Annotated in this window: 16 protein-coding genes; 11 read left to right on the top strand and 5 right to left on the bottom strand. The window is 65.5% G+C overall.

The annotated features are described in order from the left end of the window. Nucleotides 1–17 precede the first annotated feature (17 nt). From aspS to FAZ97_RS12000, 8 genes are all read left to right on the top strand, one after another. The gene (gene aspS / locus FAZ97_RS12035) at nucleotides 18–1,823 is read left to right on the top strand and encodes an aspartate--tRNA ligase (protein WP_158758629.1); all 1,806 of its coding nucleotides are present in this window, start codon (nucleotides 18–20) and stop codon (nucleotides 1,821–1,823) included. Between the two features lie 149 nt (nucleotides 1,824–1,972). Next, a complete protein-coding gene (gene nudB / locus FAZ97_RS12030; protein WP_158758628.1) occupies nucleotides 1,973–2,458 on the top strand; it encodes a dihydroneopterin triphosphate diphosphatase in 486 nt (161 codons plus the stop codon). A 7-nt stretch (nucleotides 2,459–2,465) separates the two neighbouring features. Then, entirely contained in the window at nucleotides 2,466–3,854 is a 1,389-nt protein-coding gene (locus tag FAZ97_RS12025) for a phospholipase D-like domain-containing protein (protein WP_158758627.1), read from the top strand. Nucleotides 3,855–4,102: 248 nt separating this feature from the next. Beyond that, on the top strand, nucleotides 4,103–4,702 hold the full coding sequence (locus FAZ97_RS12020) for a TetR/AcrR family transcriptional regulator (RefSeq protein ID WP_158758626.1): 600 nt from the start codon (nucleotides 4,103–4,105) through the stop codon (nucleotides 4,700–4,702). A gap of 71 nt (nucleotides 4,703–4,773) precedes the next feature. Continuing rightward, a complete protein-coding gene (locus FAZ97_RS12015; RefSeq protein ID WP_158758625.1) occupies nucleotides 4,774–6,561 on the top strand; it encodes an acyl-CoA dehydrogenase C-terminal domain-containing protein in 1,788 nt (595 codons plus the stop codon). A 127-nt stretch (nucleotides 6,562–6,688) separates the two neighbouring features. Next, entirely contained in the window at nucleotides 6,689–9,130 is a 2,442-nt protein-coding gene (locus FAZ97_RS12010; RefSeq protein ID WP_158758624.1) for a 3-hydroxyacyl-CoA dehydrogenase/enoyl-CoA hydratase family protein, read from the top strand. A gap of 34 nt (nucleotides 9,131–9,164) precedes the next feature. Beyond that, nucleotides 9,165–10,364: an acetyl-CoA C-acyltransferase gene (locus tag FAZ97_RS12005; RefSeq protein WP_158758623.1), complete on the top strand. Its 1,200-nt coding sequence runs from the start codon at nucleotides 9,165–9,167 to the stop codon at nucleotides 10,362–10,364. Nucleotides 10,365–10,495: 131 nt separating this feature from the next. Further along, a complete protein-coding gene (locus FAZ97_RS12000) occupies nucleotides 10,496–11,266 on the top strand; it encodes an enoyl-CoA hydratase (RefSeq protein ID WP_158758622.1) in 771 nt (256 codons plus the stop codon). A 15-nt stretch (nucleotides 11,267–11,281) separates the two neighbouring features. On the opposite strand, the gene fdhD is transcribed toward FAZ97_RS12000, so the two are convergent. Continuing rightward, nucleotides 11,282–12,139 carry a formate dehydrogenase accessory sulfurtransferase FdhD gene (gene fdhD / locus FAZ97_RS11995; RefSeq protein ID WP_233271583.1) on the bottom strand — a complete coding sequence of 286 codons (858 nt, stop codon included), beginning with the start codon at nucleotides 12,137–12,139 and terminating at the stop codon, nucleotides 11,282–11,284. Between the two features lie 149 nt (nucleotides 12,140–12,288). Here fdhD and FAZ97_RS11990 point away from each other — a divergent pair, with 149 nt between their 5' ends. After that, entirely contained in the window at nucleotides 12,289–12,771 is a 483-nt protein-coding gene (locus FAZ97_RS11990; RefSeq protein WP_158758621.1) for a nitrate reductase associated protein, read from the top strand. A gap of 270 nt (nucleotides 12,772–13,041) precedes the next feature. Here the strand turns inward: FAZ97_RS11990 and FAZ97_RS11985 are convergent, their stop codons facing one another. Next, complete coding sequence (locus FAZ97_RS11985) at nucleotides 13,042–13,281, bottom strand: hypothetical protein (protein WP_158758620.1); 240 nt, start codon at nucleotides 13,279–13,281, stop codon at nucleotides 13,042–13,044. Nucleotides 13,282–13,296: 15 nt separating this feature from the next. Here FAZ97_RS11985 and FAZ97_RS11980 point away from each other — a divergent pair, with 15 nt between their 5' ends. Next, the gene (locus tag FAZ97_RS11980; protein WP_233271582.1) at nucleotides 13,297–16,620 is read left to right on the top strand and encodes an EAL domain-containing protein; all 3,324 of its coding nucleotides are present in this window, start codon (nucleotides 13,297–13,299) and stop codon (nucleotides 16,618–16,620) included. Nucleotides 16,621–16,653: 33 nt separating this feature from the next. Here the strand turns inward: FAZ97_RS11980 and FAZ97_RS11975 are convergent, their stop codons facing one another. Then, on the bottom strand, nucleotides 16,654–17,049 hold the full coding sequence (locus FAZ97_RS11975) for an acyl-CoA thioesterase (protein ID WP_158758619.1): 396 nt from the start codon (nucleotides 17,047–17,049) through the stop codon (nucleotides 16,654–16,656). Between the two features lie 277 nt (nucleotides 17,050–17,326). Here FAZ97_RS11975 and FAZ97_RS11970 point away from each other — a divergent pair, with 277 nt between their 5' ends. Continuing rightward, nucleotides 17,327–19,237 carry an ABCB family ABC transporter ATP-binding protein/permease gene (locus FAZ97_RS11970; RefSeq protein WP_158758618.1) on the top strand — a complete coding sequence of 637 codons (1,911 nt, stop codon included), beginning with the start codon at nucleotides 17,327–17,329 and terminating at the stop codon, nucleotides 19,235–19,237. A 29-nt stretch (nucleotides 19,238–19,266) separates the two neighbouring features. On the opposite strand, the gene murU is transcribed toward FAZ97_RS11970, so the two are convergent. Further along, nucleotides 19,267–19,977, bottom strand: coding sequence for an N-acetylmuramate alpha-1-phosphate uridylyltransferase MurU (murU, locus tag FAZ97_RS11965; protein WP_158759153.1), 711 nt, complete (start codon nucleotides 19,975–19,977; stop codon nucleotides 19,267–19,269). Nucleotides 19,978–20,039: 62 nt separating this feature from the next. Continuing rightward, nucleotides 20,040–21,116, bottom strand: a complete 1,077-nt coding sequence (locus tag FAZ97_RS11960) for an aminoglycoside phosphotransferase family protein (RefSeq protein WP_158758617.1) — start codon at nucleotides 21,114–21,116, stop codon at nucleotides 20,040–20,042. Between the last annotated feature and the right edge of the window lie 24 nt (nucleotides 21,117–21,140).

Below are 21,140 nucleotides of genomic sequence, written 5' to 3'. Positions count from 1 at the left end.
AACGAAAGACGAACATCATGTCGATGAGATCTGAATACTGCGGTCTGGTGACCGAACAGCTGCTGGGCCAAACTGTTTCGCTGTGCGGATGGGTGCAGCGCCGCCGCGACCATGGCGGCGTCATCTTCATCGACCTGCGCGACCGCGAGGGCCTCGTTCAGGTCGTCTGCGACCCGGATCGCGCGGAAATGTTCAAGGCCGCCGAAGGCGTGCGCAACGAGTTCTGCGTCCAGATCAAGGGTCTCGTTCGCAATCGTCCGGAAGGCACGGTCAACGCCAACCTCACGAGCGGCAAGATCGAAGTGCTGTGCCACGAACTCGTGGTGCTCAACGCGTCGGTCACGCCGCCGTTCCAGCTCGACGACGACAATCTCTCGGAAACCACGCGCCTCACGCATCGCGTGCTCGACCTGCGCCGTCCGCAGATGCAGCACAACCTGCGTCTGCGCTATCGCGTGACGATGGCCGTGCGCAAGTACCTCGACGCGCTCGGCTTCATCGACATCGAAACGCCGATGCTCACGAAGAGCACGCCGGAAGGCGCACGCGACTACCTCGTGCCGTCGCGCGTGAACGCGGGCCAGTTCTTCGCGCTGCCGCAGTCGCCGCAGCTCTTCAAGCAGCTCCTGATGGTGGCGAACTTCGATCGCTACTACCAGATCGTCAAGTGCTTCCGCGACGAAGACCTGCGCGCCGACCGTCAGCCCGAATTCACGCAGATCGACTGCGAAACGTCGTTCCTCGGCGAGCAGGAAATCCGTGACCTGTTCGAAGACATGGCGCGTCACGTGTTCAAGGAAACGATCGGCGTCGAACTCGATGCGAAGTTCCCGGTCATGCCGTACTCGGAAGCCATGCGCCGTTTCGGTTCGGACAAGCCGGACCTGCGCGTGAAGCTCGAATTCACCGATCTGACCGACGCCGTGAAGGACGTCGAATTCAAGGTGTTCAGCACGCCGGCCAACAGCAAGGACGGCCGCGTTGCGGCGCTGCGCGTGCCGAAGGGCGGCGAACTCTCGCGCGGCGACATCGACGGCTACACGGAATTCGTGCGCATCTACGGCGCGAAGGGCCTCGCCTGGATCAAGGTCAACGAAGTCGCGAAGGGCCGTGACGGTCTGCAAAGCCCGATCGTCAAGAACCTGCACGACGCGTCGATCGCTGCGATCCTCGAGCGCACCGGCGCGCAAGATGGCGACATCATCTTCTTCGCGGCAGATCGCGCGAAGGTCGTGAACGACAGCCTGGGTGCGCTGCGCCTGAAGATCGGCCACTCGGAGTTTGGCAAGACCAACGGCCTGGTCGAGAAGGGCTGGAAGCCGCTGTGGGTGATCGATTTCCCGATGTTCGAGTACGACGAGGAAGAAAACCGCTACGTGGCCGCGCACCACCCGTTCACGAGCCCGAAGGACGAGCACCTGGAATACCTCGAAACGGATCCGGGCCGCTGCCTCGCGAAGGCTTATGACATGGTGCTGAACGGCTGGGAAATCGGCGGCGGTTCCGTGCGTATTTATCAGGAAGACGTGCAGAGCAAGGTGTTCCGCGCGCTCAAGATCAATGCGGAAGAAGCCCGCGCGAAGTTCGGCTTCCTGCTGGACGCGCTCCAGTACGGCGCGCCGCCGCACGGTGGTATCGCGTTCGGTCTGGACCGCATCGTCACGATGATGGCCGGCGCCGACTCGATCCGCGACGTGATCGCGTTCCCGAAGACGCAGCGCGCGCAGGATCTGCTCACGCAGGCGCCGAGCCCGGTGGACGAGCGCCAGCTGCGCGAACTGCACATCCGTCTGCGTCAGCCCGAGCAGAAAGCGGCGCAGTAAGCGCCAGACCCCTGCTGCGAAGGCCCTTCGGGTTTTCGCATCGCAACAACAAAAAAGGCGCATCGTGCGCCTTTTTTGCTTTTTGCGTTAAATTACCTTTAGACGCGCCGCAAGCGCGCAGTGCGCGTTCCTCCCCACGCTCCATCGCCATGCAGAAGCCGCCGAAGATTCCGGAATCCGTACTCGTCGTCATCCATACGCCGCAACTGGAGGTTCTGATCATCGAACGCGCCGACCGGCCCGGTTTCTGGCAGTCGGTCACCGGTTCCAAGGACCGGCTCGACGAGCCGTTTGCCGAAACCGCCGTGCGGGAGGTGGGCGAAGAAACGGGCATTGCGGTCGGCGCGGCGGGCGTTCCGCACTCGGCGCTGCTCGACTGGCGTCACGAGATCGAGTACGAAATCTATCCCGTGTGGCGCCATCGCTATGCGCCGGGCGTCACGCGCAACACCGAGCACTGGTTCAGTCTGGAAGTGCCCGCGGGCACAGTTGTCACGCTCGCGCCGCGCGAGCATACGGCTCATGTGTGGCTGCCTTACGAGCAGGCGGCGGCGAAGTGCTTCTCCTGGTCGAATCGCGAGGCCATTCTGCAACTGCCTGAGCGGCTGCATGAAGGACGTGAGGGACGCCGGTGAGCCGAACATGAGCGAGACCAGTACCGATCCTGGCATTGAATCGCAGCGCGTGGTGAGGCTGCGCGAAGCGCTGCTTGGCCGGCGCTATCGTTCGCGCTATCGCTTCACGAGCGGCAATGACGTGCGCCTGTTCGGCTCGAGCGCCGAACTATTTGGCGCGATGATCGAACGCATCGACGCCGCCGAGCGCGACGTTGCACTCGAAACCTACATCTTCTGCGACGACGACATCGGCCGCGCGCTCTCCGATGCGCTCATGCGCGCGGCTGCGCGCGGCGTGCGCGTGCGCGTCATCACCGACGGCATCGGCTCGCCGCGCATCGCGCTCTTCGACACCTGGCCGGGCGTCGGCGTGGAGCATCGCGTCTACAACCCGCATATCTTCGGGCGCTTCGGTTTTTCGCGCACGCACCGCAAGCTTTGTGTGATCGACGACCAGTTCGCGTATTGCGGCGGCATCAACGTGATCGACGATTTCGAGCAGGACGGCCACAGGCTGCCGTATTCGCGCTGGGATTTCGCCGTCGAACTGCACGGCCCCGTCGTCGTGGACGTGCGCCTTGCGATCGAGCAGCAGTGGCGCCGCATCCGGCTCGGCTACCGGCCGCCGCTGCCGCAGCAGATTTCGCCCGGTGTGCCCGCGAGCGCGGGCTTCATGTCGCCGCACCCCACCGGCCACACGGTCGGGCGCCCCACGCAGATCGTCGACGACGCGCTGCGCGCGCTCGCGCCCACCGTGGACTCGCCTCGGGCGAAGCGCTTCTTCACGCGCCTGCGCGAGCGTCTGCGCGCGAGCGTGCGCGATCCGCGCGCGGCGCAGGTGCCTTGCGTGGCGTTTGTCGCGCGCGACAACGTGGTCAATCGGCGCGCCATCGAAAAGGCTTATCTCGACGCTATCGGCGAGGCGCGCAAGGAAGTGCTGCTCGCCAACCCGTATTTCATGCCGGGCCGGCGGTTGCGGCGCGCGCTCGTGAGCGCGGCGGAACGCGGCGTGGCCGTCAAGCTTTTGGTCGGACGAAAGGAATTCAAGGTGCTCGATTACGGGGTGCCGTTCCTCTATCACCAGCTGCTCAGCGCGGGCGTGCAGATTGCGGAGTACGAGAAGACGATGCTTCACGGCAAGGTGGCCGTCGTCGATTCGAGCTGGGGCACCGTGGGTTCCTCGAACCTCGATGCGCTCAGCCTCGTGCTCAACAACGAGGCCAATGTATTGCTCGTGCAGCATCCCCAGATCGAGCAGCTGCGCGGCGAGATTCTCGCGGCATTCGGCGATGCCGCGCAGATCGACCGCGCACTCTATGAGGCCCGGCCGTGGCATGTGCGCGCCGTGAACTGGCTCGCCTGGGCGTTCTATCGCGCGCTCATGAAGCTCATTACCGTGGGCGGCTACGACTAGAACGAGACAGCCGCGCCTGCCATACGAATCCGCGCACGTGCAATCGAGAGAATGTCGGCTTGTGCGCGGCGCACGAACCCCCAAAATTAGAGTACCGGTTAGAAATCGGTTTCTAATAAAGTCCTTGTTTCGCGGACGGCTGTCCTCAACAATAGTACGGCCGTTCGATTTAATTCAGGCTCAGATGTAAGCAGTTAATGAGCAGTTGACAGCGACATCGCGGCCACATCGTTACGGTAAAGAAAGCTATGCGAAAAGGCGAACAGACACGAGCCGCCATTCTGGATGCAGCACTCGACCTCGCAGGTCGCGATGGCCTTGAAGGACTAACCATCGGCCTGCTCGCCGAGCGCATGCAGATGAGCAAGAGTGGCGTCTTCGCTCACTTCGGGTCTCGGGAAGACCTGCAGGTCGAGGTGGTGCGCGAGTACCACCGTCGATTCGAGGAAGAAGTCTTCTTTCCGAGTTTGCGCGAGCCACGCGGTTTGCCGCGTCTGCGTGCGATGCTCTCACGATGGTTCGAGAAGCGCATTCACGAAGTCACTACCGGCTGCATCTACATCAGCGGCGCTGTCGAGTACGACGACCGCGCGGACAGCCAGGTGCGCGAGCAGCTCGTGGCGAGCGTGACGATGTGGCGTGCAGCGCTCCTGAGGGCCATTTCGCAGGCAATCGAAGAAGGCCATTTGCGCAAGGAGACCGATCCCGCGCTGATGCTCTTCGAACTGTATAGCGTGACGCTCGGCCTGCATCATGACGGCCGCTTCCTGCATCTGCCGGACGCGGTCGAGCATACGTGGGCCGCGTTCGAGAAGCTGATTGTTTCGTATCAGAGCGAGACCCAGTAGCGCGCAAGCCGCAACATCGAAGTCGCGGCGGCGCGCGAGGGACCCGAAGCTCGAATTTTTGGAGAGAAGACATGGGACAGTACACCGCGCCGCTGCGCGACATGCAGTTCGTGCTGCACGAACTGCTGAACGTGGAAGGCGAAGTGAAGCAGATGCCGAAGCACGCCGACCTCGACGCCGACACTATCAACCAGGTGCTCGAAGAAGCCGGCAAATTCTGCTCCGAGGTGCTGTTTCCGCTGAACCAGGTCGGCGACCGTGAAGGCTGCACCTACGCCGGCGACGGCGTGGTCACCACGCCCACTGGCTTCAAGGAAGCGTACAAGCAGTATGTCGAGGCCGGCTGGCCCGCGCTCGGCTGCGATCCCGAATACGGCGGCCAGGGCCTGCCCGCGTTCGTGAACAACGCGCTCTACGAAATGCTGAACTCGGCGAACCAGGCGTGGACCATGTATCCGGGTCTCTCGCATGGCGCCTACGAGTGTCTGCATGCGCACGGCACGCCCGAACTCCAGAAGGCTTATCTGCCGAAACTCGTCGAAGGCGTGTGGACCGGTACGATGTGCCTGACCGAGCCGCACTGCGGCACCGACCTCGGCATCCTGCGCACGAAGGCCGAGCCGAACGGCGACGGCTCGTACGCAATCACCGGCACGAAGATCTTCATCTCGAGCGGTGAGCACGACATGGCCGAGAACATCATCCACCTCGTGCTCGCGCGCCTGCCGGACGCGCCGCCGGGAACCAAGGGCATCTCGCTTTTCGTCGTGCCGAAGTTCATCCCCACGGCCGCGGGCGAAGTGGGCGAGCGCAATGGCATCAAGTGCGGCTCGATCGAACACAAGATGGGCATTCACGGCAACGCGACCTGCGTGATGAACCTCGACGGCGCGAAGGGCTGGCTCGTCGGCGAACCGAACAAGGGCTTGAACGCCATGTTCGTGATGATGAACGCCGCGCGTCTGGGCGTTGGCATGCAAGGTCTCGGTCTCACCGAAGTCGCTTACCAGAACTCGCTCACGTACGCGAAAGAGCGTCTGCAGATGCGCGCGCTGACCGGTCCGAAGGCGCCCGAAAAGGCCGCCGACCCGATCATCGTGCACCCGGACGTGCGCCGCATGCTGCTGACGCAGAAGGCTTGGGCCGAAGGCGCGCGCGCCTTCACGTACTGGTCCGCGCTGCAGATCGACAAGGAGCTTTCGCACGGCGACGAAACCGAGCGCAAGGAAGCCGCCGACCTCGTCGCGCTGCTCACGCCGATCATCAAGGCCTTCCTCACCGACAACGCGTTCGAGAGCACCAACCTCGGCATGCAGGTGTACGGCGGCCACGGCTTCATTTCCGAGTGGGGCATGGAGCAGTACGTGCGCGACGCGCGTATCAACCAGATCTACGAAGGCACGAACACGATCCAGTCGCTTGACCTCTTGGGCCGCAAGGTGCTCGGCGACATGGGCGCGAAGCTCAAGAAGTTCGGCAAGCTCGTGACGGAATTCGTCGAAGCCGAAGGCATCAAGCCGGAAATGCAGGAGTTCGTGAATCCGCTTGCCGACATCGGCGACAAGATGCAGAAGCTCACGATGGAAATCGGCATGAAGGCGATGCAGAACCCCGACGAAGTCGGCGCCGCTGCGGTGCCGTATCTGCGTACGGCGGGCCACCTCGTGTTCGCATACTTCTGGGCACGCATGGCGCGCATCGCGCTCGACAAGGAAAGCTCGGGCGATCCGTTCTACAAGTCGAAGCTGGCCACGGCGCGTTTCTACTTCGCGAAGCTGCTGCCCGAAACGGCAACCTCGATCCGCCAGGCGCGCGCGGGTTCGAAGACGCTGATGGAAGTCGACGAAGCGCTGTTCTAAAAGCCAACGGGCGCGCGCCTTTCGAGGGCGCGCCCGGTCAACACGATGTCCAGAGGCGGCGCCCCTTGAGGCACACCGCCCTCACACCTCAATCCGCTCGACATTGCATACCCGCTGGAGGAACAACGTGAGCAACCTCAATATCCGCAAGGTGGCCGTGCTCGGCGCCGGCGTGATGGGCGCGCAGATCGCCGCGCACCTGATCAACGCCCGCGTGCCCGTGCTGCTGTTCGATTTGCCCGCGAAGGAAGGCCCGAAGAACGCCATCGCGCTCAAGGCAATCGAGACGCTCAAGAAGCTCTCGCCCGCGCCGTTCGGCGTGAAGGACGACGCGCAATACATCACGCCCGCGAACTACGAAGACGACATCGCCAAGCTCGCGGAATGCGACGTGGTGATCGAAGCGATCGCCGAGCGCATGGACTGGAAGCACGACCTCTACAAGAAGGTCGCGCCGCACATCGCCCCGAACGCGATCTTCGCGACCAACACCTCGGGCCTTTCCATCACCGAGCTCTCGCATGGCTTCGACGATGCGTTGAAGGCGCGCTTTTGCGGCGTGCACTTCTTCAACCCGCCGCGCTACATGCACCTCGTCGAGCTGATCCCGACGGCGCAAACGAAGCCCGAAATTCTCGACCAGCTCGAATCGTTCCTGACGAGCGTGGTGGGCAAGGGCGTCGTGCGCGCGAAGGACACGCCAAACTTCATCGCGAACCGCGTGGGCGTGTTCTCGATCCTCGCGGTGATCGCCGAGGCGAAGAAGTTCGGACTGCGTTTCGATGAAGTCGATGACCTCACGGGTTCGCGCCTTGGCCGCGCGAAGTCGGCGACGTTCCGCACGGCCGATGTTGTCGGTCTCGACACGATGGCGCACGTCATCAAGACGATGCAGGACAACCTGAAGGACGATCCGTTCTTCCCGGTCTACGAAACGCCGGCGGTGCTCGCGGGTCTCGTGGCGAAGGGCGCGCTCGGCCAGAAGACGGGCGGCGGCTTCTATCGCAAGGAAGGCAAGACCATCAAGGTGCTCGACGCGAACACGGGCGAGTACGTCGACGGTGGCGGCAAGGCCGACGAACTGGTGGGCCGCATCCTCAAGCGCCCACCCGCCGAGCGCCTGAAGCTGCTGCGCGAAACGCAGCACCCGCAGGCGCAGTTCCTGTGGTCGATTTTCCGCGACGTGTTCCACTACATCGGCGTGCATTTGCAGTCGATCGCGGACAACGCGCGCGACGTCGATCTCGCGATCCGCTGGGGCTTCGGCTGGAACGAAGGCCCGTTCGAAGGCTGGCAGGCCGCGGGCTGGAAGCAGGTGGCCGAGTGGGTCAAGGAAGACATCGACGCCGGCAAGGCGCTGTCGAATGCGCCGCTGCCCGCCTGGGTGTTCGAAGGTCCGGTCGCCGCGAACGGCGGCGTGCATGGCGCGGACGGCTCGTGGTCGCCCGCCGAAGCGCGCTTCGTGCCGCGCTCGAATCTGCCGGTGTATGAGCGTCAGGTGTTCCGTGCGGCGCTGTTCGGTGAAACCGGCGCACGCGATCCGAAGACTTACGGCAAGACGCTGTTCGAGAACGAAAATCTGCGCGCCTGGGTGGACGATCGCGCGGGCGAGGACGACGTCGTCATCGTCTCGTACAAGAGCAAGATGAACACGATGGGCCCGGGCCTGCTCGACTCGCTCGTGAAGGCCATCGACATCGCCGAAGACGGCTACAAGGGCCTCGTGATCTGGCAACCGACGTCGCTGAAGCTCGGCGCGCCGGGCGGCCCGTTCTCGGCTGGCGCGAACCTCGAAGAGGCGATGCCCGCGTTCATGATGGGTGGTGCGAAGGGCATCGAGCCGTTCGTGAAGAAGTTCCAGGACACGATGCTGCGCGTGAAGTACGCGAACGTGCCGGTCATCACGGCGGTGTCGGGCATCGCGCTCGGCGGCGGCTGCGAAATCATGCTGCAAAGCGCGAAGCGTGTGGCGCACATCGAGAGCTATGTCGGCCTCGTGGAAGTGGGCGTGGGCCTCGTGCCCGCTGGCGGCGGCCTGAAGGAAGCGGCGATTCGCGCGGCCGAAGGTGCGCAGGCGATTGGCGCGGTGCCGAGCGATCTGCTCCGTTTCCTGCAGAAGTCGTTCGAAAACGCGGCGATGGCGAAAGTCTCGGCCTCGGCGCACGAAGCGCGCGCCATGGGCTATCTCAAGCCTTCGGACACCATCGTCTTCAACGTGTTCGAACTGCTCGACACGGCGAAGAAGGAAGCGCGCGCACTGAGCGCGGCGGGCTACCGTGCGCCGCTGCGCGCGACGCAGATTCCGGTGGCGGGCCGTTCGGCGATCTCGACCATCAAGGCGTCGCTCGTGAACATGCGCGATGGCCGCTTCATCAGCGATCACGACTTCCTGATCGCGAGCCGCATCGCGGAAGCGGTGTGCGGCGGCGACGTCGAGGCGGGCAGCCTCGTCGACGAGGAATGGCTGCTCAAGCTCGAGCGCCGTGCCTTCGTCGACCTGCTCGGCACGCAGAAGACGCAGGAACGCATCATGGGCATGCTGCAAACCGGCAAGCCGGTGCGCAACTAAGCGGCACGACGCACACCAGATACTGGAGTAAGAGATGAGCAAACAGTTGCAGGACGCCTACATCGTCGCCGCGAGCCGCACTCCCATCGGCAAGGCGCCGCGCGGCGTGTTCAAGAACACCCGCCCGGACGAGCTGCTCGTGCACGCGATCAAGTCGGCCGTGGCGCAGGTGCCCGGGCTCGACACGAGCGTGATCGAAGACGCTATTGTCGGTTGCGCGATTCCGGAAGCCGAACAAGGCCTGAACGTGGCGCGTATCGGCGCGCTGCTCGCGGGGCTGCCGCAGAGCGTGGGCGGCGTGACCGTCAATCGCTTCTGCGCGTCGGGTCTCACGGCGCTCGCCATGGCCGCCGACCGCATCCGCGTGGGCGAATCCGACGCGATGATCGCGGGCGGCTGCGAGTCGATGAGCATGGTGCCGATGATGGGCAACAAGCCGTCGCTCTCGCCGCATATCTTCGATCGCAATGAGGACGTTGGCATTGCTTACGGCATGGGCCTCACCGCCGAGAAAGTGGCGGAGCGCTGGAAGGTGAGCCGCGAGGCGCAGGACGCGTTCTCGGTCGAATCGCATCGCCGCGCGCTCGCCGCGCAACAGGCGGGCGAGTTCAAGGACGAGGTCGCGCCGTACACGATCGTCGAGCGCTTCCCGGATCTCGCTTCGGGCGAAGTGAAGGTGAAGGAGCGTTTGATCGAGCTCGACGAAGGCCCGCGTGCTGATACGACGCTCGAAGGTCTCGCGAAGCTGCGCGCGGTGTTCGCGAACAAGGGCTCGGTCACGGCCGGCAACAGCTCGCAGACTTCGGACGGCGCAGGCGCGCTGATCGTCGTCTCCGAGAAGATCCTCAAGCAGTTCAACCTCACGCCGCTTGCGCGCTTCGTGAGCTTCGCGGTGCGCGGCGTGCCGCCGGAGATCATGGGCATCGGTCCGAAGGAAGCGATTCCGGCGGCGCTGAAGGCCGCGGGTCTGAAGCAGGACGATCTCGACTGGATCGAGCTGAACGAAGCGTTTGCCGCGCAGTCGCTGGCGGTGATCCAGGACCTCGGCCTCGATCCTTCGAAGATCAATCCGCTCGGCGGCGCGATTGCGCTGGGCCACCCGCTCGGCGCGACGGGCGCGATCCGCGCCTCGACGGTCGTGCACGGCCTGCGCCGCCGCAACTACAAGTACGGCATGGTGACGATGTGCGTCGGCACCGGCATGGGTGCGGCGGGCATCATCGAGCGGCTGTAAGCACTGGCGCTCAGGCGTTATCGACACGGTTCGCAGACTTCACGGTTTGCGGACCGTTTTTCGTATCAGACCCAGGTGCGACCGGAGTCAGCGCTGAAGCGCCAACGCCGGTCGACAGAGGAGACATTCGTATGAGCAACGAAATCCTGGTAGCACGCGAAAACGGCGTGCTCACGATCACCATCGACCGGCCCGCGCGCAAGAATGCGCTCACGCCCGCGATGTATCAGGTGATGGCCGACGCGCTCAACGGCGCGAACGAGGATGCCTCGGTGCGCGCGGTGCTGATTGGCGGCCACGCAGAGATCTTCACGGCCGGCAACGACATCGAAGACTTTCTGAAGAGCCCGCCCGCCGGCGCCGATTCCCCCGTGATCCGCTTTCTCGACGCCATCTCGACTTGCGAGAAGCCGGTCGTCGCGACGGTGAAGGGGCCGGCGATCGGTGTCGGCACGACGCTGCTGCTGCATTGCGACATCGTCTACGCCGCCGACAACGCGCGCTTCGCCGTGCCGTTCACGCAACTGGGGCTGTGCCCCGAAGCGGCTTCGTCGCTCTTGCTGCCGCGCATTGCGGGCTATCAGGGCGCGGCGGAAAAGCTGCTGCTCGGCGAGACCTTCGACGCGGCCGAAGCGCATCGCATGGGGTTCGTGAACCGTGTGCTGCCTGCCGCCGAACTCGACGCGTTCGTTGCCGCGCAAATGGCGAAACTCGTGGCGTTGCCCGCGTCGTCGCTGCGCGTGACGAAGTCGCTCATGAAGCGTGCGAGCGACCACGAGGTCAAGACGCGCATGAGCGAAGAGTTCGTGCACTTCGGCAAGATGCTGCTCGCGCCCGAAGCGCGCGAGGCGTTCACGGCTTTCCTCGAAAAGCGCAAGCCGGATTTCCGGCAGTTCGACTAAGCCGCTCGCGCAAACTCAGGCCGTTTCGTAATCGACATACCCGGACTCGCGGCAAAAACTCACGAGTCGCAGTCCGGCGCGCTTTGCGATGGCGATCGCAAGCGAGGAGGGCGCCGAGATCGTCGCGACCATCGGAATGCCCACGCGCGCGGCCTTGCGCACCAGTTCGTAGCTCGCGCGGCTGGAGAGGAAGACGAAGCCCTGCTGCGTGTCGGCGCGCTCCATCACGAGTTGGCCGATGAGCTTGTCGAGCGCGTTATGGCGGCCCACGTCCTCGAAGGCGCGCAGGATCGCGCCATTTTCGTCGCACCACGCGGCCGCGTGCAGCCCGCCCGTGAGCTTCGTGAGCGCCTGGTGCTGCGGCAATTCGCGGGCGGCGCGCGCGATGGCGTCCGGTGCCAGGCGCGCGACGAAGCCGGTGTCGGGCACCTGTTCGGGCTCGAGATCGAGCAGGTCGATGCTCTCGATGCCGCACACGCCGCAGCCGCTGCGCCCGGCGAGCGCGCGGCGCTTTTCCTTGAGCTCGACGAACGCCTGCTGCACCACCGTCAAGTGGACTTCGGCGTGGGGAAGATCCGCTTCGTCGTGCCAGTACACCTCGATGTCCTGAATGTCGGCGTTGCGCCCGACAATGCCTTCGGAGATCGCGAAGCCCACGGCGAACGCTTCGAGGTCGCGCGGCGTGCACATCATGACCGCGTGGGAAATGCCGTTGAAGACGAGCGCGACGGGCCATTCCTGACCCACGTGGTCCTCACGCGTTTCTACCGTGCCGCCACGGTGCCGGTGCACGCGCAACGCGATGGCGCCGGGCTGGCCTTCGGTTTCCAGGGGATTCGTCGCAGCGATCTGCGTGGGGGTTGGGGTTGTCAAGCGCAAAGCTCCATCAGTCCTTGTGCGGCGCGCCACCGCAGCGCCGCCGGTGGACAGCGGGGCCGCGCCGCGCGCGGAAGGTTCTAAAATACCTCAAGCGGGCTGCCAGCGCTTGTCTGCGCCTTTGCCCGCCTCGCGAGGATACCGTCATGGCATTGAACGAAGCTCCGCTGCTTTTCCGGTTCGAGGTCGAGTCGTCCGAAAACCTCACCTATATCCCGATGTGCGTGCGCTTCAACCTGGATCGCTTTGGTCTGCGCATCTCTCTCGCGCAATGGCAGTTGCTGCCCTACGAAGACCGCCGGCTGCTGGCGTGTTTTCCCGTCGATGAAGACACGCAGATCGAGCCCAATTTCGACCACGCGCTCTTCGAGATGATGCGCACGCATGCGAACGTCGAGCCGGAATGGTTCGCGCCCGAAGAGGCGCCGGCCTGGCGCGACGTGAACGCGGTGCCGGGCGGCATTGCGCTCCAGTCCGAGCTTGCCAGCCTGCAGTCGCCCGGCCTCGAAGACTGGGCGCAGCTCGACCCGTTCCAGCGTTACGTGCTTGCGAAGCTCGCGCGCAAACCCGAGAGCAATCACGACTTCGCGCCGGCGATGCGCGAGTTCGGGCTGGCGGTGCCGCGGTGATGTTCAGCCGCTGATTCGCGCCGATCTCGCGCGCTCCGCTTCGTAGCCGCCGCCTCGCCAACGGCTAACCGATCCCTACCCCGTTCCCGCTAACGGCGGCTGCCTCGCGCGCCGCCGTGCGTCTTTTTCCGCCGCTTTCTCCCCATTTACCCTCAAGAGACGGCCGGCCGTGCCGTTATTTCGGGTTGGCGCGTCAGGCGCCGACCGGTCGCGCGCAGTCGTGACCCATCATCCCGCGCTTACGGCGCGGGCGCGAACGACGCTCGGCATTCATGAACCTTCTTTTCGAAGCGCCAACTCATCAATCTGGCCGTCGTTGCGGCGGCCGTAGGCGCGAACGCTTTTGTCGCGTGGACGCAGATCGACGGTCAGCGCCAGATCGACCTGCGCGCGAGCCAGGCCGCGACGATCCGTCACGACCTCGACCGCTATCGCGATGCACTCGGCAGCGGCGTGAGCGCGTTGGGCCGGTTCGCAGTGCAGGGCCAGCCGGAGGCGGCGGCCGCGCACGAGGCGCGCGTTGCGATGCTCGACGAAACTGGCCGCGCGCTGCGCGCGGAACTGGCCGGCAATGCCGACCTCGCAGCCCGTTTCGATGCGATGGCGGAACAGGCCACCGCCATCGCGGGGGAGATCGACGTCACGCTTGCGCGCGCCGAGCAGCGCGTTGCCGACGAACGCGGGCAGATTGCCGTGGCGGCGGGGGCGAGCACGCCCGCGGCAACACCGGCAGTACTGGCTGACGGCGCGGCCAACGAGGAATTCGGTACGGCAATGCCCGCCGATGCCGCACGCTCGCCCGCAGCGCCTTGGGGATCGCGCGAGGCGCTCGCACACAACGCTGCCGCCGCGAAGGCGATCCAGCCTGGCAGCGCCGCAGACGCGCGCATGGCCGGCCATGTCGTGACCGGCACGATCTTGCCGCTGCACGCCGCGTCGGAGGTGGCGGCGAGCGCGGTGACGCTCGATACCCTCGCGGTGGCCGCGCTCGGTGCGAACGGCGCGGTAAATGTCGCCGGAAACAGCGCCCAAAATCCCATCACGTCGACCGCCGCGTTGCCCGGTGCGGCAACGCCTTTGCCCGCCGCCGTGCCCACAACCGGCGGCGAGACACCGTCGCCCGCCACGGCCGCGTGGCTTGCCAGCGAATACATCCGCATCGACAACCTCGTCGACCAGCTCGACGCCAAGCTCGCGGCGCTGCAGCGCGCGGAGGATCTGGCGCTCGCCGCCGCGCTCGCCGACTCGGCGCGCTCGGGCGGCCGCGCCCTGTTGCTGCTGATCGTGACGATGCTCGCGGGCGCGACGCTGCTCATCTACACGTTCGGCGCGCGCGAAAGCGCCGCGCGCGAGAAGCTGCGCGCCGTGAGCGGCATGCGCCTGCGCAGCGAGCGGTTTCAGGGGCTCTTCGACGCGCATCCGGTGCCGATGTACGTGTTCGACCGCGAGACGCTGCGCTTTCTCGCCGTGAATAGCGCCGCGATCCAGCAGTACGGCTACAGCGAGGAAGAGTTCCTCGCGATGACGATCCGCGACATCCGTCCCGCCGAGGACGTTTCGCGCCTCGAGCAACATCTCACGCGCTCGGACATGCTCACGCAGAACGTGCGCATGATGGCCGGCATCTGGCACCATCGCCGCCGCGACGGCTCGATCATCAGCGCCGACATCTCGCATCACTCGCTCACCTTCCTCGGTCGCGACGCCGTGTTCGTGCTCGCCGACGACGTCACCGAGCAGATCAAGGCCGAGGCGGAGGCGCAGCGCTCGAACCAGATGCTCGAGTCGGTGATCGACAACATCCCGCAGCGCATCTTCTGGAAGGACGCGCAATCGCGCTATCTCGGCTGCAACATGACCTTCGCGCGCGACGCGGGCCTGTCGTACCCCGAGCAGATCATCGGCAAGTCCGACGACGACCTGCCATGGCGCGCCTACGCCGACGACATGCGCGGACAGGATCGCGAGGTGATCGAGTCGGGCCTGCCGCGCATCAACTTCGAGGACGACCACACGATCGACGGCCTGCACCGTACGACGCTCACGAGCAAGCTGCCGCTGCTCGACGGCGACGGCCGCGTGATCGGCGTGCTCGGCTCGTACTCGGACACCACGGAAAGCAAGCGCGCCGACCTCGCGCTGCGCCTGCAAAGCCGTGCGCTCGACGCGTGCGTCAACGCCATTCTCATCACCGCGCCGGGTCCGGGCGGCAGCAATCTGATCGAATACGCGAATCCTGCGTTTCGCCGCATCACGGGCTTCGAGCCGGCCGAGGTGATCGGCCAGGACTGCCGTTTCCTGCAACGCGACGACCGCGATCAGGACGGCCTCATCGCGGTGCGCAAGGCGCTGTTGTCCAACCGCGAAGTGAGCGCCGTACTGCGCAACTACCGCAAGGATGGCGCGCTCTTCTGGAACCAGCTGCTAATCGCGCCGGTGCCCGATCTCGATGGCCGCATCACGCATCACATCGGCATCATCAACGACGTGACCGAGCTGATCCGCTATCAGGAGCAACTCGAGTACCAGGCGAACTACGACAGCCTCACGCTGCTGCCCAACCGCAACCTGCTGCGCGACCGGCTTCAGCATGCGCTGCTCGCGGCGCAGCGGCACGAGACGGGCGTGGCCGTGGTGTTCATCGACCTCGACGGGTTCAAGAACGTCAACGACAGCCTTGGCCACAGCGTGGGCGACCGTTTGCTCGGGGTGGTGGCCGAACGGCTTCAGCGTTGCACGCGCACGACCGACACGGTCGCGCGCCACGGCGGCGACGAGTTCGTGATCGTGCTCACCGAGACCATCGACGAGAAGTCGCTGATCGGCTGGATGGAGCGGGCGCGCGCGCTGATCTCGGAGCCGGTGTGGATCGACGGCACCGAGCTGTATGTGGGCTGCAGCATGGGCGCGAGCGTCTTCCCGCAGGACGGCAACGACGCCGAAACGCTCATGAAGAAGGCCGACGTCGCGATGTACCGCGCGAAGGACATGGGCCGCAACACGTTCCAGTTCTTCCAGCCGGAGATGAACGCGAATGTGGGCGCGCGCCTGAATCTCGAACGGCGCCTGCGCCGCGCGCTGCGCGACAGCGAGTTCCTGCTGCACTACCAGCCGCAGGTGGAGATCGAGGGCGGGCGCATCGTCGGCATGGAAGCGCTCGTGCGCTGGCGCGACCCGGAGGTTGGGCTGGTGTCGCCTGCGCAGTTCATTCCCGTGGCGGAGGAAAGCGGTCTGATCGGTCCGCTCTCCGACTGGGTGCTACGCGAGGCGTGCCGCCAGAACCGGGCGTGGCAACTCGCCGGGCTGCCGCCCGTGCGCGTTTCCGTGAACTTCTCGGCGAAGACATTCCACCAGCGCGACATCGCGCAGCTCGTGAAGGACGTGCTGCAGGAAACCGGGCTGGAAGCCTGCTGGCTCGAAATCGAGCTGACCGAGAGCACGCTCATGCGCAATGCCGAAGAAGCCGTGTCGATGTTGAACGAACTACACGCGCTCGGCATCGGCATTGCCATCGACGACTTCGGCACGGGCTATTCGAGCCTGAGCTACCTGAAGCGTTTGCCGGTGGACCGGCTCAAGATCGACCGTTCGTTCGTGGCCGACATCGGCACGAGCGGCGACGACGAAACGATCACGGCGGCCATCATCGCGCTGGCGCACGAGCTGCAGTTACAGGTGATCGCGGAAGGGGTGGAGACGTCGGCGCAATTCGCATTCTTGCGCGATCGCGCGTGCGACGAGCTGCAGGGCTACTTCTTCGCGCCGCCGCTACCCGGCGACGAGGCCGCGGCGCTGTTGCGCGCGAGCGCAACGTACGAGGAAGCGCCCGGGCTTGCGTGGACGGATTGAGCCCGGCGCAGCGGCCGGGCGTTCGCTTTGGGCTTATTCGATCGGCGGCAGCTGGCGCGGGCGGCGGTCCGTGCCGGTCGCGACATAGGTGAGCGTGGCTTCCGTCACCTTCACGACTTCTTCCTGAAGGCGCATGCGCTGCGCGTACACCTCGACCTCGACGGTGACCGAGGTGTTGCCGGTCTTGACGATGTCGGCGTAGAAACTCAGCAGGTCGCCCACGAACACCGGTTGCTTGAACACGAACGAGTTCACCGCGACGGTCGCGACGCGCCCATTCGCGCGGCGGCTCGCCGGAATCGAACCGGCAATGTCGACCTGCGCCATGATCCAGCCGCCGAAGACGTCACCGTGAACGTTGGCGTCCGAGGGTTGCGGCACGACGCGCAGCGCGGGCGATTTTTGGGGGAGCGGGAAGGAATCGGTCATCGGGCATCCATGAAAAGGGATCGAACGGCGCACGGCGCTGCGGCGCGGGCATGGCGCGCTCAGCGGCGCGTGCCGCCTTCTGCGACAATACGTTGATCAGGAATTGTACGGGAAAGCATCAGGTGCGGCGGGCCGGGTCGATTAGAGCCCGCCACCTTTGCGAAACCCGTCGCCGACTACCCCACAAGACTCGCCGTGCCGCTTGCGCCGCGCCAGGTTCCGGTTCCTGAACCGGCCTACGTGCGCCGCCTTCAGCACGCTTCTCGCTGCTTGCCCCATGCGCCGCTTTCCCGCTTCCAACGAACCCGCGCTGCCCGCCACCGGGCCGCGCAACGACTGGCAGACGATCGTTTCGCTGCTGCCTTACCTCACCGCCTACAAATGGCGTGTGGGGTTCGCGCTCACCTGCCTGATCGGCGCCAAGGTGGCCAACCTCGGCGTGCCGATCGTGATGAAGCACATCGTCGATGGTCTTTCTTCCGTGCGCCATCTCACCGCGCTCGGTCGCGCGGAACATGCGCCGGGCATCGTGCTCGCGGGCGGCATCGGGCTGCTCGTGGTGGCTTACGCCATAGTGCGCCTCTCGACCTCGCTCTTCACTGAGCTGCGCGAAATCCTTTTTTCGAAAGTGACCGAGAGCGCCGTGCGCCAGCTCGCGCTCAAGGTGTTCCGCCATCTGCACGCGCTCTCGCTGCGCTTTCATCTCGAGCGGCAAACCGGCGGCATGTCGCGCGATATCGAGCGCGGCACGCGCGGCATCACGCAGCTCATTTCCTACTCGCTCTACAGCATCCTGCCGACGCTCGTGGAAGTGGGGCTCGTGCTCGGCTTCTTCGTCGTGAAGTACGAGGCGTACTACGCGATCGTCACGCTCATTGCGCTCGTTGCGTACATCGTGTTCACGGTGAAGGTGACCGAGTGGCGCACGCACTATCGCCGCACGATGAACGAGCTCGATTCGCGCGCCAACGCGCGTGCGATCGATTCGCTCATCAACTACGAGACCGTGAAGTACTTCGGCAACGAAGAGTGGGAGACGAAGCGCTACGACGAAAACCTGCACCGCTACCGCAAGGCCGCGATCAAATCGCAGCACTCGCTTTCCGCGCTCAACTTCGGGCAGCAGGCGATTATCGGCACGGGGCTCGTGTTCATTCTCTGGCGTGCGACGCAAGGCGTGATGGCGGGGCGGCTCACGCTCGGCGACCTCGTGCTCATCAACACGTTCATGCTGCAGCTCTACATTCCGCTGAATTTCCTCGGCGTGGTGTATCGCGAGCTCAAGCAAAGCCTCACCGACATGGACCGCATGTTCACGCTGCTCACCGTCGAGCGCGAAGTGGCCGACGTGCCCGGCGCGCAGGCGCTTGCCGTGCGCGGCGGCGAGGTGCGCTTTTCGCATGTGAATTTCGCGTACGAGCCGTCGCGGCAGATTCTGCACGATCTGAGCTTCACGATTGCGGCCGGCACGACCACGGCCGTAGTCGGGCATAGCGGCTCGGGCAAGTCCACGCTCGCGCGGCTCTTGTTCCGCTTCTACGATCTCGACCGTACTAGCGGCGGCGCGATCACCATTGACGGCCAGGATATCCGCGACGTCACGCAGGATTCGCTGCGTGCATCGATCGGCATCGTGCCGCAGGACACGGTGCTGTTCAACGATTCGATCTACTACAACATCGCCTATGGCCGCCCGACGGCGAGCCGCGAGGAAGTGATCGCGGCGGCGCGCGCGGCGCACATACACGCGTTCATCGAAAGCTTGCCCAAGGGTTACGACACGCCCGTGGGCGAGCGCGGCCTCAAGCTTTCGGGCGGCGAGAAACAGCGCGTGGCGATCGCGCGAACGCTGCTCAAGAATCCGCCGATTCTGCTGTTCGACGAGGCGACGTCGGCGCTCGATTCGCGCTCGGAGCGGGCGATCCAGCACGAGCTCGACCAGATCGCGCGCGAACGCACGACACTCGTGATCGCGCACCGGCTCTCGACCGTCGTGCACGCGCAGCAGATCATCGTGATGGATCACGGGCGCATCGTCGAGCGCGGCACGCATGCGGAGTTGCTGCGCGCGGGCGGACACTATGCGCAGATGTGGGCGCTTCAGCAGCAGAAGGGGGGCGATACGCCGCAGTCAGAAGCGGGGCAACAAGCGGGTCAAGTGGAGTTGCCGGCGGCAGGCGGAAACTGAAGCGCCTCGCACGCCGGCGTTTGAGATCGTTAGCCGTGGTGCGCCGGAGCCGACTTTCGCAACGCGGCGTCGAGCGCTTCGAGTTGCGCGGGCGTGCCGACGTTTTCCCAAACGCCTTCGTATAGCTCGCCGCTCACGCGTCCTTGCGCGATGGACTCGCGATAGTACGGCGTGAGCGCGCGCTTCGTGCCGGGCGCGAGATCGCGGAACATGCGCGTGTCGTAGAGGCCGATATTGCCGAACGTGTAGCGCGGCGCGCCTTCAAGCGCGAGCCGGCCGTCATCGTTCAGCGCGAAGTCGCCCTTCGGGTGGAACGGCGGATTCGGCACCATCACGAGATGCATGCCCGGCAGTGCTTGCGCCGCGAGCGCTTGCGCATGCGGGTTCAGGCGCGCGAAATCGTAGGCGCTGTAGACGTCGCCGCTCACCGCGAGGAACACCTCGGGCGTGCCGTTCGACTCGATGAGGGGCAGCGCCTGTGCAATGCCGCCCGCCGTTTCGAGCGCGTCGTGCTCGGGCGAATAGAGGAGCGTCACGCCAAAGCGCGCGCCGTCGCCGAGCGCGGCTTCGATCTGCGCGCCAAGCCAGGCGTGGTTGATGACGATGCGCGTGTAGCCCGCCGCGGCGAGCCGCTCGATCTGCCACACGATGAGCGGCTTGCCGCCCACGGCGAGCAGCGGCTTTGGGCAGGTGTCGGTGAGCGGACGCATGCGTTCGCCGCGTCCGGCGGCGAAGATCATGGCGGTGCGGCCGTGGCGCGCCTTGGCCCGCGTGTGATTCGATTGGGTCATGACGGCCCGGTTCAGAAGGTGTAAGCGACTTCGACGGCGCTGCCCTGCAGGTCGTCGATGAGCCGTGCGAACGGCACGAGCGGGCGGTAGCGGTGCGCGACCTTGCTCGCGTAGCCGAGAAAGCGCGGCAGATCGGCCATGTAATGCGGTTTGCTGTCGCGATAGTTGATGCGGCAGAACAGGCCCAGCACCTTGATATGGCGCTGCAGCCCCATCCACTCGAGCTGGCGGTAGAACTCGCCGAAGTCGGCGTCGACCGGCAGGCCCGCCTTCTTTGCGCGCTCCCAGTAGTGCGCGAAGCAGTCGAGCTCGAATTCTTCGTCCCAGCTCAGGAACGCGTCGCGCAAGAGCGAGACGACGTCGTAGGTGATCGGGCCATACACCGCGTCCTGAAAGTCGAGCACGCCGGGGTTGGGCGTGGCGATCATCAGGTTGCGGGGCATGAAGTCGCGCAACATGTAGCTTTGCGGCTGCGCGCGGGCGCTCGCCACGAGCAGCGCGAAGGTGCGATCGAGTACGCCGCGCGTGGCTTCGTCCACCTTGCGGCCCAGATGGCGCTCCAGATACCACTCGGGCATCAGCTCCATCTCGCGGCGCATGAAGGTTTCGTCGAAGTCGGGCAGCACGCCTGGCCGCGAGCTCAACTGCCAGCGGATCAACGCGTCGATGGCGTCGCGCATCAACTCACGCGAGCGCGCGCCGGGGCCGGCTTCCTGCAGCGTTTGCAGGTAGGGCGCGGTGCCGAGATCGGTCACGAGCATGAAGCCCGCGTCGAAATCGACTTCGAGCACGCGCGGCACGTGGACGCCGGCGGCCTCGAGCATCTGCGCGATCTGGGCGAATTCGCGGCTCTTTTCGGGCGGCGGCGCGTCGACGGCGATCAGCGTCGCGCCGTGCGCGCCCGCGAGACGGAAATAGCGCCGAAAGCTCGCGTCCGCCGAGGCGGGGGCGAGCGTTGCGAGGTCGAGGGCGTACTGCCCGGCGTGGCTGCCGAGCCAGGCGGCGAGCAGGTCGCGGCGAATGTCGGTCGCAGATGCGGCGGCTGCGGCAGGTGAGGCGGCGGGGGAATGCGCGGCGGAAAAGGTCATGAAAGCCAGAGGCAAAATCAGTGG

The sequence above is a fragment of the Paraburkholderia acidiphila genome (assembly GCF_009789655.1).
In the GTDB taxonomy this organism is placed as follows: domain Bacteria; phylum Pseudomonadota; class Gammaproteobacteria; order Burkholderiales; family Burkholderiaceae; genus Paraburkholderia; species Paraburkholderia acidiphila.
This window is presented reverse-complemented; position numbering and strand designations above follow the sequence as displayed.

What these genes read in the sequence shown, in the direction of transcription:
- aspS (WP_158758629.1), top strand. Translation starts at nt 18, where the DNA reads ATGTCGATGAGATCTGAATACTGCGGTCTGGTGACCGAACAGCTGCTG.
- FAZ97_RS12000 (WP_158758622.1), top strand. Translation starts at nt 10,496, where the DNA reads ATGAGCAACGAAATCCTGGTAGCACGCGAAAACGGCGTGCTCACGATC.
- FAZ97_RS11960 (WP_158758617.1), bottom strand. Translation starts at nt 21,116, where the DNA reads ATGACCTTTTCCGCCGCGCATTCCCCCGCCGCCTCACCTGCCGCAGCC.
- murU (WP_158759153.1), bottom strand. Translation starts at nt 19,977, where the DNA reads ATGATCTTCGCCGCCGGACGCGGCGAACGCATGCGTCCGCTCACCGAC.
- FAZ97_RS12015 (WP_158758625.1), top strand. Translation starts at nt 4,774, where the DNA reads ATGGGACAGTACACCGCGCCGCTGCGCGACATGCAGTTCGTGCTGCAC.
- nudB (WP_158758628.1), top strand. Translation starts at nt 1,973, where the DNA reads ATGCAGAAGCCGCCGAAGATTCCGGAATCCGTACTCGTCGTCATCCAT.
- FAZ97_RS12020 (WP_158758626.1), top strand. Translation starts at nt 4,103, where the DNA reads ATGCGAAAAGGCGAACAGACACGAGCCGCCATTCTGGATGCAGCACTC.
- FAZ97_RS11975 (WP_158758619.1), bottom strand. Translation starts at nt 17,049, where the DNA reads ATGACCGATTCCTTCCCGCTCCCCCAAAAATCGCCCGCGCTGCGCGTC.
- FAZ97_RS11980 (WP_233271582.1), top strand. Translation starts at nt 13,297, where the DNA reads ATGCTCGACGAAACTGGCCGCGCGCTGCGCGCGGAACTGGCCGGCAAT.
- FAZ97_RS12025 (WP_158758627.1), top strand. Translation starts at nt 2,466, where the DNA reads ATGAGCGAGACCAGTACCGATCCTGGCATTGAATCGCAGCGCGTGGTG.
- FAZ97_RS11970 (WP_158758618.1), top strand. Translation starts at nt 17,327, where the DNA reads ATGCGCCGCTTTCCCGCTTCCAACGAACCCGCGCTGCCCGCCACCGGG.
- FAZ97_RS12005 (WP_158758623.1), top strand. Translation starts at nt 9,165, where the DNA reads ATGAGCAAACAGTTGCAGGACGCCTACATCGTCGCCGCGAGCCGCACT.
- FAZ97_RS11990 (WP_158758621.1), top strand. Translation starts at nt 12,289, where the DNA reads ATGGCATTGAACGAAGCTCCGCTGCTTTTCCGGTTCGAGGTCGAGTCG.